The sequence below is a fragment of the Roseovarius sp. genome (genome assembly GCF_040223625.1).
Lineage (GTDB): Bacteria > Pseudomonadota > Alphaproteobacteria > Rhodobacterales > Rhodobacteraceae > Roseovarius.
Genome location: NZ_JAVKFX010000003.1, coordinates 1 through 14,036, shown reverse-complemented (window position 1 = coordinate 14,036; position 14,036 = coordinate 1). Strand labels below are relative to the sequence as shown.

Below are 14,036 nucleotides of genomic sequence, written 5' to 3'. Positions count from 1 at the left end.
GGCAGACGGCCGGCTCAGGGGCCTTGCCAGATGTGCGCCGGCACGTAGACCCGGCCATCCGCCAGCTTGCGCGCGGTGCGCAAAAGCCCGGCCGAATTCAGTGCGAAGCCCTCGCTTGCGTCAAAGTTCACCAGCACCTCGATGGTGCCGGATGGATGCTCCAGCACCACATTGGCCGGGCTTGCCGTCGGCCGGTCGAGCAGGCCGTCGGCAATGGTGCCCGGGGTCAGGGCGCAGGAGGCCATGCATTGTCCGCCGGTGACCGCCATGTTGGGGTGAGTGTCCCAGGGCATGAAATAGCGCGCCGCAATGGTGCCGCCGTCGCGGGCCGGGGCGAACAGCCCGAACTTGGGGGTGACCGATTGCGCCACGTCGCCCATGCCCATCCGGGCCCCGGCCTCGATGCGCACCGCCTCCATGCGGGCAAAGAACGCCTTGTTTTCGTTCAGCTCCGCCAGGGTTTCATGGCCGCTCAGGCCAAAATCGGCGGCGCGGGCAAGGACCATCGGCATCGCGACATCCATGCAGGTGATCTCGATCCCGTCGATCTCGTCGCGCAGCTGCCCGGTGGGCAGGAACTTTCCGGTCGACGAGCCGACAACCCCCATGAAGTTGAGCGCGATCGGCGCGGCGCTGCCCGGAACGCCGGCAATCTCGGCCGCGCCGTCATAGGTCAGCACGCCGCCCGGGGTCTGGAGTTTCGTCACAACCTTGGCGCCGGTGTTGACCGCGCGGATCCGGATCTCGGTCTCGTCGGTCGTCGGTGTCACCAGCCCCAGTTCGATGGCGGCCGGCCCGACCCCCGAGAGGATATTGCCGCAGGTCGGTTTGAAATCGACCAGCCGGTCGCTGACGGACACCTGGGCAAAGAAGTAATCGACATCGGCCCAGGGATCCTCGGAGGGCGAGAGCATGGCGACCTTGGTGGTCACCGCAACGCCGCCGCCGATGCCGTCGATATTGATCGGATGGCCAGAGCCCAGCGCGGCGATCAGCACCTCGGCCAGCCTGTCGAGTTCTTCGGGCAGGTCGGCGCGGTTGAAATAGGGGCCGCGTGACGTGCCGCCGCGCATGAAGACAAAGGGAATGCCGGTCTGTGTCATCTCGATCCCTCTCAGTTCAGCGGCCAGGGCAGGTCGACGGCGTCCTGCAACAGGCCCGGCGGAAAGTCGCGATTGAGCGCCCCGGCCATGACGCACATCAGCGCGACGCCGGCGGCGGTAAGGATCGCAGTCTTCTGCCAGGAGGCGCCGGCGCGGACCCGCAGGAAGGCGGTCATGAAGCCGACGAGCGCAAGGATGAAGCCGACGACAAAGGTCAGCCCGATCAGCGCGGCAAACCAGGCCAGCGTCGACCAGAGACCATAAGGCGCATCTGCGTCCTCGCCCGAGACTTCCTTGTCGGCAAAGATCACGTCGGTCTCCGGCCGCAGCATCATCTGCACCAGCATGATCAGGCAGCAGGTCAGGGCGATGCCTCCGACCACCAGCGGCACGATCTTGTCGGTAAGGTTGAAGTTCGGGATCAGCGAGGCATTGATCAGCGCGGTCACGAGATAGGCCGAGATCACCAGCAGGAAGACCAGCGGCGCGCGTTTCGAGCCGGACTGGACGTCACCTTCGGCCATGATCGACTTGGCCTGCCGCAGACCGAGCACGACCGACACCACGGTGACGATGATCAGCACGATCACGATCGGCGAAAACACGTAATCCATGCCCTCCTCGAAGGACTTGCGGAAGCGGAACGAGGCGATCTGGAACGCCTGGTTCGAGAATTTCTCGACCGGGTTGGACAGCACGAAGCCGATCAGGAAGGCCGGGCGCGACCAGTCGAAGCGGCGCAGGAAGATGCCGATCAGCCCGATCACGAAGAGCGCCAGAAGGTCTTCGAAGTTCTGCCCCGACTGGAAGGCCGCAAAGGAGATCAGCATGAAGAGGAACGGCGCGAGATAGGTGAAGCGGATCGTGGTCAGCCGGGCGATGCCGCCGGACGCCGCGATGCAGAGCAGCGTGCCCACCACATTGGCCAGCGCCAGCAGCCAGACGATGGAATAGGTGATGTCGAGGTTGTCGCGCAGCATCGAGGGGCCGACCTCGATATCGCCCGAGCCCAGCAGCGCGATGGCACCGATGAAGATCGCCATCGAGCCCGAGCCGGGAATGCCGAACAGCAGGGTGGGGACCAGCCCACCGCCTTCCTTGGCGTTGTTCGAGCTTTCCGGGCCGATGACGCCGCGGATCTCGCCCTTGCCGAAGTTCGACTTGTCCTTGGTGGTCTGCACCGAATGGCCATAGGCGATCCAGTCGACGACCGAGCCGCCAAGGCCCGGAATGATGCCCACCAGCACGCCGATCAGCGAGCAGCGGACCGAGAGCCACTTGTTGGCGAACCAATCACGTACGCCCGCGCCCCAGCCGGCGCCCAGCTTGGCGTCCTTGGCGATCGAGCGGTCCTGGCGCAGCAGCGAGACGATTTCCGGCACCGCGAAGATGCCGAGACCGACGATCACCAGCTTCAGCCCGTCGGTGAGATAGGGAATGTCATAGGTCGCCATGCGCAGCGAGCCGCCGGCGTCGGCCTCGCCGATGGTGCCGATCATCAGGCCCAGTCCGGCGGCGGCCAGCCCCTTGAGCGCGACGCGGCCGGCCAGAACCGCCACCATCGACAGGCCGAGGATGGTGATCATCAGCATTTCCGGCAGGCCAAAGGCCAGCACGATGGGCCGGGCCACCAGAATGAAGATTGTCAGGAACAGCGCGCCCACCAGCCCGCCGAAGAGCGACGAGGAAAAGGCAGCGGCCAGCGCCCGCGCGGCCTGGCCCCGTTTGGCCAGCGGAAACCCGTCCAGCACCGTCGCCTGTGACGCCGAGGAGCCGGGGATGCCCATGAGCACGCTGGCAAAGGTGTCCGAGGTCGGCACCACGGCGACCATGCCGATCATCAGCGCAAGGCCCAGCACCGGTTCCATGCCGAACATGAAAGGCAGCAGCAGCGACAGCCCGGCGATGCCGCCCAGGCCGGGAAAGACCCCCACGGCGAGGCCCATGACCACACCCAGAACAAGATAACCGAGAACAACAGGTTGCAGAATCAGGGCCCATGCATCGCCGAGGGCGGGCAGGGCTGTTGCGAGAATATCCATCGCACCGGCCTTTTGAATTGGGTGGGGGGAGTCTGAGGTGCGGCCCGGGGCAATCGTGCCCCGGACCGCGCTTCTGCTCGATTATCAGTTCAGCGAGACGCCGTAGGCCTCTTGCAGCCAGTTGGTGACAAAGGCCTTGGCATCGGCCGACACGGTGGTGCCTTCCTTGGTGGCCCGGGCCGCGCCTTCGCCCACGAAGACCGGGTATTTACCGACCCGCTTGGCGGCGATTTCGGCAAAGTCGTCGCGGTTGCGCACCGCGTCGAAAGCCGCTTCATAGGTCTCGCGCACGTCATCCGGCGTGCCGGCCGGCAGGAAGGCGATTTTCTGCACCGGGAAACCGGCGATAAAGAAGGCTTTCCAGGCGTCCCAGGCTTCGCCGGAAGTTTCGCAGCCCTCGGTGGCTTCGCAGACTTCCTTGAAGGTCGGGATGTCCGGGAAGGTCGGGTCGCGGACGATGTTGCCATCGTCATCCAGCGCGCCCCAGGTCATCATCGGCACGGCGGTGCCGGCATCGACGAGATCCTTGGCGGCGCCGAGGTAGGCCGAGGAGGTCTGATAGTCGATGGTGGCTTCGCCGCGCTCGAACATCAGCCGGCCATCGCCGCGGCCCTTGATGCCGAACACCGGCTCGACGTTCATGCCCAGCATCTGCCAGGCGAGCAGCGGCACCAGATCGAGGCGGGTGGCGCCCTGCGAGCCGTAGATGAAATCGATGTCTTTCAGGTTGTTGGCCGAGCCGTCGAATTTCTTGCCGTCTTCGGCGTTGAGATAGGCCACGCCGCCGGTGCCCGAGGCCATGACCGGCACCCAGTCGCTGTATTCATAGCGCACGCGGGGATCGCCGAGCAGATAGGGGAATTGGGTCGAGCCGGAGGTGCCGAACATCAGCGTGCCGTCTTCGTGTTCCTGTTCCTGGAACCAGTTGGCGCCCTTGGTCGAGCCTGCGCCCGGCATGAACTTGACGACGACGGTGGGGTTGCCGGGCAGCTCTTCCGAGAGCAGCGGGGCAAAGAAATTGGCCCATTTGGCCGAACCGCCGGTTTCCGAGAACGGGATAACCCATTCGATGGTCTCCCCGGAAAAATCGACCTCGGCCGAGGCGGCGGTGGCGGCGACAAGCGCGGCCGCAGCCACGGTGGATGCGAGTGTACGTATGGTCATTGGTGTCCTCCCTGGACGGTTTCGATTGCCTCACGGTCTCCCGTCCGGCGCAATCGGTCTTCCATTAAGGGAACGAATCCCCTCTCCAATGGAGACACAATGACGTTCCAACCTTGCGCGAAACTTGCGCAACATGACAAAGTTCACGCCATGCGAATTGCCATCATCGAAGACAACGTGGAGCTGGCCCACGGCATTGCCTATCGGCTGCGCGACCGTGGTCATGCCGTGGACGCGCTGCATGACGGCGAAGAGGCCGACCGGTTTCTCGCCCAGGAAGGCGCCGATCTGGTGGTGCTCGACATCAACCTGCCGGGCATGTCCGGGCTGGATATCCTGCGTGCGCTGCGGCGGCGCGGGGACGGCACGCCGGTGATCCTCCTGACCGCGCGCAGCGAAACCGAAGAGCGGGTGGCGGGGCTGGATGCCGGGGCCGACGATTACCTGACCAAACCCTTCGAGATGGACGAGCTCGAGGCGCGGCTCCGGGCGCTGGCACGGCGCAAGGATCTTGTGTTCTCGGCCCGTGACAGGCTTGGCGGGCTGGTCTTCGACCGCAGCGCGCGGCAGCTCCTCGATGGCGACCGGCCGCTCGAGATCCCGCGCAAGGAGATCGCGACGCTGGAATGCCTGTTCGAACGGCGCGGGCGGATCGTGTCGAAGCCGCAGCTCATGGCGCATGTCTACGGCACCGGCGCCGATGTCGAGGACAGCGCCATCGAGCCGCATGTCTCGCGGCTGCGTAAGCGCCTGGAATCCTACGGCGTGCGGATCAAGACGGCGCGCGGGCTGGGCTACATGCTGGATGTCGACGGCGCATGACCCGCACCGCCCTGTCGCTGCGTGCGCGGCTCTTTCTGATGATCCTGGCGCCGTTGATCCTGGTGGCGATCCTGCTGGGATTCTGGCGGATCGAGACGGCGCGGGCCACCGCCGAAGACCTGTTCGACCGCGGCCTGCTGGCCGCCGCGCTGGCCATTTCCCGCGATGTGGCGATTTCCGAGGGTGACGCGCTGTCGCCGCGCACCCGCGGGCTGATCTCGGACGCGGGCGGCGGCGAATTGTTCTATCACGTGACCGGTCCCGGCGGCATCTATGTCACCGGCTACGCCTATCCGCCGCGCCAGAGCGAGCCGCGCGCGGGCGACGGCCCGCATTATTTCCGCGCCCTCTATCGCGGCGAGGCGGTGCGCGTGCTGCGGATGTCGGAAACCACCACCATCGGCAATCTGACCGGCGAGACCGTGGTGACCGCCTGGCAGCGGATCAGCGACCGCAACGCCTTTGCCGCCGCGCTGGCCCGCCGCGCGGTGGCCCTGATGGCCGCGCTGATCGCGACGCTGGCCATCGTCGTCTGGTTCGGCGTGCAATTCGGCCTGCGCCCGCTGCGCGATCTTCAGGACGCCATCGAACAGCGGTCGCCGGACGACCTGAGCCGCATCCGGCGGCCGGTGCCGGCCGAAGTCACGGGGATCGTCGCGACGCTGAATCGTCTGCTCGGCCAGGTCGATCATTCGATCCAGACCCACCAGGCCTTTATCTCCGACGCCGCGCACCAGCTGCGCAATCCGGCGGCGGCGATCCTGTCGCTGGCAGAGACCCTGCCGGATGTGACCGACCCCGAGGCCCGGCGCCAGCGCGAGCAGGAGCTGATTTCCGCCTCGCGCAAATCGGCGCGGCTGGCCGGGCAGCTGCTGCATCTGGAACGGCTGCACTATGGCAACACCGCCACGCCGGAACCCTTTGACCTGAATGCCGTGGTCGAGGAAGTCTCCGCCGATCTGGCGCCGGCGGTGCTCGGTCAGGATATCGCCTTTTCCTTCGACCGCAGCCCCGAGCCCTTGCCGGTCTGCGGCGATGCCACGCTGATCGGCGAGGCCGTCCGCAATCTGATCGACAATGCGCTGCGCCATGGCGGGCCGGGGCTCGGCCGGATCGCGATCCGAACCCTGCGGCAGGAGGATCGGGCATTGGTCGAGGTCACTGACGACGGGCACGGGCTGTCCCCCGACAACTCCGAGATCGCCTTTCGGCGGTTCGGTCAGGTCGAGCCCGGCGAAGGCAGCGGCCTCGGCCTCTCCATCGTGCAATCGGTCGCCACGCTTCACGATGGCGAGGTCGAAGTCGGCGATGTGCCCAATGGCGCGCTCTTGCGGTTGCGGTTGCCGCTCACTGCCGGGGCGCCGGCGACAGGAGGCGGCAGCGCGTGAAAAGGGCGGCCTCGCAGGGCCGCCCGGTGTCGTTCCGGAAATGCGCCGGGGCTCAGCCCGCTTTCGACGCCTGATAGATCGAGTCGATCGCGTCGCCCAGCTTGGCGTTGAAATCCTCGTCGCTCTGCTGTGCCGAGAGGCCTTCGGTCAGCCCGCGCGAGAAGCTGGCGATCAGCCCTTCGTTTCTGGCCAGAAGCGTGTTGGCCTCGTCGCGCGAATAGCCGCCCGAGAGCGCCACGACGCGCATCACCTTGGGGTGGTCGATCAGCGGCTTGTAGAAATTGTCCTCGCTGGGCAGCGACAGCTTGAGCATGATCTGCTCGCCTTCGGGCAGTTTGTCGAGGTGCTTGAGGATCTCGTCGCGCAGGATCGCCTCGGCTTCGGCCTTGTCGTCGATGGTGATCGTCACCTCCGGTTCGAGGATCGGCATCAGCCCGTTGGCCTTGATCTCGCGGCCGAACTCGAACTGTTGCGAGACGATGGCGGTGATGCCGGCCGGGTTGGCCGCATCGATCACCGAACGCATCTTGGTGCCGTAGATGCCCTTGCCCACGGCGCGGGCGCAGAGCGCGTCGAGACCGGGAATGGCCTTCATCAGCTTGACGCCATCGGTCGGTTCGCAAAGCCCCTTGTCGACCTTGAGAAAGGGCACGACGCCGCATGTGTCCCAGAGGTATTCGGCGGTGGGCGTGCCGTCGATGTCGCCGTCCATGGTGCGTTCGAACAGGATCGCGCCGATCACCTTGTCGCCGGAAAAGGCCGGCGATTTGATGATCCGGGCCCGCATCTCGTGGATCAGGCCGTACATCTCTTCGTCACCGGAATAGGCGTCTTCCTCGATGCCGTAAAGACGCAGCGCCTTGGGGGTCGAGCCGCCCGACTGGTCGAGTGCCGCGATAAAGCCGTCCTTGTTGGCCATCTGCTTGGCCATTGCGTCGTTGCTCATGGAAATGTCCGTCCCGAAAGTTGATCACCGGGGCGTGACCGCCCCCTGTCTGGCAGTGGTAAGCGAGGGGGCCGGCGCTTGCAATGTGCAGCGCGGCGTGATGGCGCTAACTTGGCCGCTCTGTTGCCCACGGGGCGACAGGGCAGGCGCGGCGCACCGGGCGTGGCCTCGGACAAGGGCCGGCGGGCCCGGGCGCCTTGCGCGAGGGGAGCCTGGGCGGGCGACGGCGCGCGCGATCCATCCAGGGGGAAGGGGGGCTTGGAGGCCGGACTATTTGATGCTGCGCTACGCGCGAACGGCTGCAATGCGCAGATAGCAGACTTTGCAAAATACTGTTGACGGCTCAAGGCAAAGCGCACCGGCTTTGTACACCACATCCACAGCTTTGTTTTCCTCCTTTCACAGGGATGGTGCACATGTCATGACCTTACGCACCATCTTGGTCGTTCAAACGGCCTTCGAACCTGAAGCTTTATTGTCCTTGCGCGCATCGATGAGAACAATGTCTTTGCTGTCTTCGAGAGCAAGCCGCTTCAATATTCGCTGAACGCGAGTCAACTGTGAATACGAGAAGTAAACAATGGCCTTTATAGCGCGTTGCGCATCTGATGATGCTTGATATATGTCAGTTTGCTTTTTGAGATTCATCTCAAGTTTTGTGTTTTTTGCCAGCTTCATCTCGACCAGCGTCTTTTCTCTACCGCGGGATATTTTGAAGTCAACCGGCCCGCGACCATCATTGGCCTCGGTACCTGCATCCGACGGTGTTCCGAACCAAACCAATCGGTACAGTATCTGAACGTCTTTCTCTCTTTCGACCGCATTTCCATTTTCGTCATAGAAGATACGCCAGCCTCCCATGTCTTCGATGACGTGCTTCAGGTAAGCGAGTCGAATATGAGCTTCTTCGTACGTGCCGGGCTTTACGCGGTAGAAATCGGTTCCAGCCAGAACAGGCTGGAGAACTTCGCGGAGGCGCTTGGAGAAAAACAATTCCGTTGCGAAGACCTTCTCAAAGCTCAAATCAGTAGCATCATCGCCAGTGTCTTCTTTCAACTTGATGTAATAGTCGATAAGTTCAGGAAACTGCCGGATAGTCTCTGTCGCTGCCTCAGCCCTCTCTGCTTTCGTAGGATGTCGCCCCTTCTTCTTGCGTGCTTTGAGTTCTCTCTCAAAGTAGTTGCTGACGGACGCCCTAGGGTCAGGACCCATTGATTTCCGCCTGTCGGCGTGATTCACGGTTCGAAAAACGAGCGGTGAACATGTCCGATCTTTTGTAACCGCCCGATTTGAACCGCCTGCTCGTATGTCCCGGTGATTGATAAGAGACGTCCATAATGACGTCATTAGAGACGTCTCCTACAGGGAGGCAGGGATGCGGGGCGAAATTCTGGGCGTGGAGCGTCGGCGCCGATGGAGCGACGAGGAGAAGTTGTCGATTGTGCTTTCGGTCGGGGTGAACGGCGCGACGGTATCGCAAGTCGCGCATCGGCACGAGATCAGGCGGCAGCAGATTTATGCCTGGCGATATGAACTGAGGAAGAAGGGGCTTCTGACGCCTGACGACACTGCGCTGTTCTTGCCGGTCGATATTGCACTGCCGCCCGGACCGCCAGAAGCTTGCGTCCCTGACGCGAGCTCGTTGCTGATCGAAGTGGTTTTGCGCGAGGGCCGCAGCCTCCGGGTCGATGCCCGTGTGGACGCGGCGGTGCTGACCCGTTTGATCCAAGCGGTTGAGGCGGCATGATCGGCCCCGGCACCGGCGTTCGGGTTTACCTGGCTTGCGGTCACACGGATATGCGCAAGGGCATTATGGGCCTGTCCGCCATCGCCCAGGACGTCCTGCGGCAGAGACCGGCGAACGGTGCGGTGTTCGCGTTTCGGGGGCGCCGCGGCGACAGGGTGAAACTTTTGTATTGGGATGGCCAGGGATTTTGCCTGTATTACAAAGTCCTCGAGAAGGGGCGTTTTCCATGGCCCGCGGCAACGGATGGCAGCGTGCGTCTGACCGCCGCTCAGCTGGCCATGCTCTGCGAAGGTGTTTGGGGATACCCCCTTTGGTGATGCTGACGAATCTTTTCCAGAGCAGGTTCAGGTCCTTGATCCGCGCCATCCACTCTTTGGGCGCAGGTTCCAAGTTCTTGGTCGATCGTTGTTTCGCAGGAGCAGTTCTTCGCCGTTCTACGAGGTCGCGTATTGCGATGGCGTGACACTGAATGTGCCGGTGGCGGTGACCGAGCCGTGTGCCTTGTTGACTTCCCCCACCAAACTGAGTGTGGAAGCTTTGCTGGATCTACTAAATGTGGTATGTTTGGATCATGAGCATGGCACCCGAAGATCTCTGGGCGACACTGCCGGTGACGCTAAGGCGCCAGATCGTCGACGACATAGCCGTGGTTCTGGCGGAGGTCTTTCGTGATGTCCGAGTTGATCCAACTGGCGCATCTGAAGCGCAAGGCCATCGTCTACATTCGGCAATCGACGCCGCATCAGGTCGTGAGCAACCAAGAGAGCCTGCGGCTGCAATACGCGCTCAGCCAACGCGCCCGCGATCTTGGATGGCATGAAGCTGACATTGACGTGATCGACGCCGATCTCGGTCTGAGCGGCGCCTCGGCCGCACATCGCAGCGGGTTCCAGGAACTTGTCGGTCGGGTCGGGCTCAGCGAAGTGGGGATCATCCTGTCCATCGATGTGACACGGCTCGCACGCAATTGTTCCGATTGGTATCCTCTTCTCGACATCTGTGGGCTTCGGGGGTGTTTGATCGCCGATCGCGACGGTGTCTATGATCCCGGCAGTGCCAACGGGCGCCTGCTGCTTGGCCTCAAGGGCACCATTTCCGAACTGGAGCTGCATACGATCCGTAGCCGCCTGACGGCCGGCCTCATCGCCAAGGCACAGCGTGGGGAGCTTGCTCTCACCTTGCCGGTCGGCCTCGTGCGGGACCCCAGCGGCGTGGTGTTGAAAGACCCCGATATGGCTGTTCAGGGTCGGCTCGGCCTTGTGTTCGAACTCTTTCTGAAGCTGCGCAGCATCGCCAAGGTGATGCGCATGCTGAATGCGCGTGACCTCGATCTGCCACGCAGGGACCGGCATGGCGAGCTGCACTGGGCGCGTGCGACGGTTTCTGCGGTCGCTGCAATCTTGAAGAATCCCGCTTACGCAGGCGCTTTCGTCTACGGCCGAACCCGCATGAGGGACCCGTCCCCGGACAGCCGGTCTCCGGCAAAAGCAAAAGTGGCGAGACCTCTCGAGGAATGGCGTATCGTCGTGAAGGACCGATATCCGGCCTATATCGATTGGCCGACCTATGAGAAAATCCGCAGCATCGTGAGCGACAACCGGGCCGAATACATGCGCACCAAGACAAGAGGCATCCCCCGCGACGGCGACCTTCTCTTGCATGGCATCGTGTGGTGCGGACGCTGCGGCCACAAGATGTATGTTCGATACAAGGGCGGCGGAGAGTATGTCTGCAACCACTTGCGCACCCATTCCGGCTTGCCCACTTGCCAGCATATCCGGGCCGAGGCAGTGGACGCCGCTGTTGCCGAGGCCTTCCTGTCCGCGCTGGCCCCTGCGGAACTTGATGCCCTGTCGCGCGCCCGCCGGGCTCAGAGCAAAGTCGACAGCGCCTTGCGTGCAAACGCAGAACGCGAAGTTGAGCGCAAACGCTATGCAGCGGCCCTGGCACAGCGACAGTACAATCGCGTCGATCCTGACAACCGTCTTGTCGCCGCCGAACTTGAGAGCCGCTGGGAAAGCGCGCTGATGGAGGTTCGAGCGGCGGAGGCCGCGCTGGCCGAGCAGTCCGCACAGCAACCGACCGCGCATATGGCAATGGGCAAGGCTTTCACCGGCAAGGTGGTGACCCTGGCGGGACGTCTGCCGCAAATCTGGGCGGAGCCCGCTACCACCGATGCACATCGCAAGTCGCTACTGCGCTGCCTGGTGGACAAGGTGGTGCTGAACCGGACGCCCGAGAGCGCGCTGGTCCGCATCGTCTGGCGCGGCGGTGCGGTGACCGAGCTCGACATCAAGATGCGGGTAACCGCAATCGCGAAACTCGCACGGGGCGCCGAAATGCGGGTGCGCCTGCTTGAACTTGCAAAGGCTGGCGTGCCCGACGATGAAATCGCCCGCGTTCTCACCACCGAGGGACACCGCTCTGCACACTGTGCCGACAAGGTTCTCCCTGTCACCGTGCAGCGTATCCGGCTGGCCGAAGGCATCAAGGCGCCTCCCTCGTGCCGGCGGTGGAACCACGATCCCAGCTACCTGAGCACAACGGCTCTTGCTGCAAAGCTGGGTATCCCGGTCAACTGGCTCTATGTCCAGATCAGGAAAAAGCGTCTGCTCATCGACCCTCAGCCAACCGGTGCCTATCTGTTTCCCGACACATCTGTCGTGCTGGAAGGCGTGCGGAGCCTTCGAAACCACGTGATCGGCGAACTGGATTTGAGAATCTGTCAGCCTGACAATGGGGGGTATCAACATGGGTGATCGTGGGAGGGGATCGATTGGCGCCGGCCGGATTGGGGGGCGCCGCCAGCCCGGACGGGTTGAATTATCTCTCTGGAATCGTTTGTTTTTATGGCACCTGATCTGCGGTCATGGTATCCACCGCCATGTCCGACGAAGCCACGTCTCTCTCCAATGATCCTGCCGTCCTGAAGGCGATGATCGCCGCATTGCAGGCGGAAAACCAGAAGATGTCGGCCAGTTTGCGAGCCCATGATCTGCTGGTTCAGGCGCTGCGCGTCCGGATCGCCAGATTGCAGAAGCAGAAATTCGGATCCAGCTCGGAAAAGATTGAACGCGAGATCGAACAACTGGAATTGGCGCTGGAGGGCCTGCAGGTGGCGCTCGCCGAGGCGGAGGACCAGTCGCAGGACGACGACGATGAACCGGAGACGGAAAACCAGGCCCCGGAACCGGTCGAGGCGCGGGACCCGAGGCGCCGCCGCCCGAAGGTGTCGAAGGACACGCCGCGCGAACGCCGCGAGCTTGATCCCGGCGACAATTGTCCGGATTGCGGGGGCGACCTGCGGGTGGTGGGCGAAGATGTCAGCGAGCTGATCGACATGATCTCGGCGCAGCTGAAGGTCATCGAGATTGCGCGCGTCAAGAAATCCTGCAGGCGCTGCGAAAAGATCGTTCAGAAACCTGCGCCCAGCCGTCCCATTCCCCGCAGCATGGCGGGCCCGAACCTTCTGGCTTATGTGCTGACCTCGAAATTCGACGACCATGTACCGTTGTATCGTCAGAACGAGATCTTCGCCCGCATGGGGGCGGACATCCCGGACACGACCCTGGTGGACTGGTGCGGCGGGGCGATGAAGACGCTGGCGCCGCTGATCGGGAAGATCGAGACCGAGATCATGGCCAGCGATCTTCTGCACGCCGATGACACGCCCATCCGGGTTCTCGATCGCGGCCGGCGCGACAAGGGGCTGGGCAAGGGCGTCAAGAAAGGCCGGATCTGGGCCTATGTCCGCGATCAGCGCCCCTGGGCGGGCACGGCTCCACCCGGTGCGGTCTACCGGTTCGCCCCGGACTGGAGGGAAGAGCATGTCCTTGCCCATCTCGGCGAAACCCGCGGCATTCTCCAGGCCGATGGCTACAAGGGCTATGCCAAGCTCTATGCCGCCGATCCGGACGGCAAGAGCCAGTTCCGGGAAGCCGCGTGCTGGGCGCATCTTCGCCGCGACTTCCACGATGTCTGGACCGCGACGAAATCCGAGATCGCGCGCGAGGCGCTCGACAGGATCGGAGCGCTCTACGACATCGAACGGCAAATCAGCGGCAGGCCCGCCAAACAGCGGCAAGCCGTGCGCCAAAAGGAAAGCAAGCCCAAGGCCGATGCGTTCCAGAACTGGGCCGAAAGGCAGCTCACCCGCATTCCAGGCAAGAGCGATCTGGCCAAGGCGTTCCGCTACGGGCTGAGCCGCTGGCCCGCGTTCACGCTGTTCCTCGACGACGGGCGCGTGGCCATCGACAACAATCCCGCCGAGCGCGCGCTGAGACCGATTGGCGTCGGAAGGCGGAACTGGCTATTCGCTGGCTCGGATACCGGTGGTGAAACCCTCGCCCGCGCCATGACCGTGATTGAGACCGCCAAGATGAACGGGCTTGACCCGCAGGCCTATCTGGCCGACGTCTTGGATCGCATCCACGATCACATGAACAACCGCCTGGCCGAATTGCTCCCTTGGAACTGGAGCCCGACGGATCAATCTCGCAACGAGGCCGCGTGATGGCGGCAACGACCTACGTGTGCTCCATCGCCCATGTCGCCACCCGCCTGGGCGAAGATCCCGAGCTGCTCGAGGCCATCGTCAGCAACGACGACAACCTAACCTACGGCAATATCGTCAGCGTCCATGTCGGGCACGACGACTACATCACCGCGCTGACCGACGACGGCATCGACGAGATACGTGATATGCTCGCATCCGCACGCAGGTCCGTCGAAGAGTGGCACAGCTTCCTCGACGACTTCGTCGCCGAGCCAGACATTATCGCCCGCGTCAAGGACCAGCCGCTGCGGTAGAAACCGGGCGCTTAC

General features: G+C 63.6%; 12 protein-coding genes. 7 read left to right on the top strand and 5 right to left on the bottom strand.

The annotated features are described in order from the left end of the window. Window positions 1-14: 14 nt before the first annotated feature. From RLN94_RS00430 to RLN94_RS00420, 3 genes are all read right to left on the bottom strand, one after another. Window positions 15-1,103: a 4-oxalomesaconate tautomerase gene (locus RLN94_RS00430; protein ID WP_074836665.1), complete on the bottom strand. Its 1,089-nt coding sequence runs from the start codon at window positions 1,101-1,103 to the stop codon at window positions 15-17. A gap of 11 nt (window positions 1,104-1,114) precedes the next feature. Further along, window positions 1,115-3,145, bottom strand: a complete 2,031-nt coding sequence (locus tag RLN94_RS00425) for a tripartite tricarboxylate transporter permease (protein ID WP_048532066.1) — start codon at window positions 3,143-3,145, stop codon at window positions 1,115-1,117. An 84-nt stretch (window positions 3,146-3,229) separates the two neighbouring features. Further along, entirely contained in the window at window positions 3,230-4,309 is a 1,080-nt protein-coding gene (locus RLN94_RS00420) for a type 2 periplasmic-binding domain-containing protein (RefSeq protein ID WP_048532065.1), read from the bottom strand. A gap of 150 nt (window positions 4,310-4,459) precedes the next feature. On the opposite strand from RLN94_RS00420, the gene RLN94_RS00415 reads away from it, so the two are divergent. Both RLN94_RS00415 and RLN94_RS00410 read left to right on the top strand, forming a co-directional pair. After that, window positions 4,460-5,131 carry a response regulator transcription factor gene (locus RLN94_RS00415; protein WP_048532064.1) on the top strand — a complete coding sequence of 224 codons (672 nt, stop codon included), beginning with the start codon at window positions 4,460-4,462 and terminating at the stop codon, window positions 5,129-5,131. Next, complete coding sequence (locus RLN94_RS00410; RefSeq protein WP_074836667.1) at window positions 5,128-6,519, top strand: sensor histidine kinase; 1,392 nt, start codon at window positions 5,128-5,130, stop codon at window positions 6,517-6,519. Before RLN94_RS00415 ends, RLN94_RS00410 begins: the two co-directional genes overlap by 4 nt. Window positions 6,520-6,571: 52 nt before the next feature. On the opposite strand, the gene RLN94_RS00405 is transcribed toward RLN94_RS00410, so the two are convergent. Both RLN94_RS00405 and RLN94_RS00400 read right to left on the bottom strand, forming a co-directional pair. Next, complete coding sequence (locus RLN94_RS00405) at window positions 6,572-7,465, bottom strand: fructose bisphosphate aldolase (protein WP_074836668.1); 894 nt, start codon at window positions 7,463-7,465, stop codon at window positions 6,572-6,574. Window positions 7,466-7,912: 447 nt separating this feature from the next. Beyond that, a complete protein-coding gene (locus RLN94_RS00400; protein ID WP_350044776.1) occupies window positions 7,913-8,677 on the bottom strand; it encodes a DUF8371 domain-containing protein in 765 nt (254 codons plus the stop codon). A 163-nt stretch (window positions 8,678-8,840) separates the two neighbouring features. On the opposite strand from RLN94_RS00400, the gene tnpA reads away from it, so the two are divergent. From tnpA to RLN94_RS00375, 5 genes are all read left to right on the top strand, one after another. Beyond that, complete coding sequence (gene tnpA / locus RLN94_RS00395) at window positions 8,841-9,212, top strand: IS66-like element accessory protein TnpA (RefSeq protein ID WP_176247341.1); 372 nt, start codon at window positions 8,841-8,843, stop codon at window positions 9,210-9,212. Further along, a complete protein-coding gene (tnpB, locus tag RLN94_RS00390) occupies window positions 9,209-9,529 on the top strand; it encodes an IS66 family insertion sequence element accessory protein TnpB (protein ID WP_085851842.1) in 321 nt (106 codons plus the stop codon). The genes tnpA and tnpB overlap by 4 nt, the downstream gene beginning before the upstream one ends. A 354-nt stretch (window positions 9,530-9,883) precedes the next feature. Then, window positions 9,884-11,971, top strand: a complete 2,088-nt coding sequence (locus RLN94_RS00385) for a recombinase family protein (protein ID WP_211569047.1) — start codon at window positions 9,884-9,886, stop codon at window positions 11,969-11,971. Window positions 11,972-12,096: 125 nt separating this feature from the next. Further along, on the top strand, window positions 12,097-13,725 hold the full coding sequence (gene tnpC / locus RLN94_RS00380) for an IS66 family transposase (protein ID WP_283644713.1): 1,629 nt from the start codon (window positions 12,097-12,099) through the stop codon (window positions 13,723-13,725). Continuing rightward, the gene (locus tag RLN94_RS00375) at window positions 13,725-14,021 is read left to right on the top strand and encodes a hypothetical protein (protein WP_074836092.1); all 297 of its coding nucleotides are present in this window, start codon (window positions 13,725-13,727) and stop codon (window positions 14,019-14,021) included. The genes tnpC and RLN94_RS00375 overlap by 1 nt, the downstream gene beginning before the upstream one ends. The last annotated feature ends 15 nt before the right edge of the window (window positions 14,022-14,036 follow it).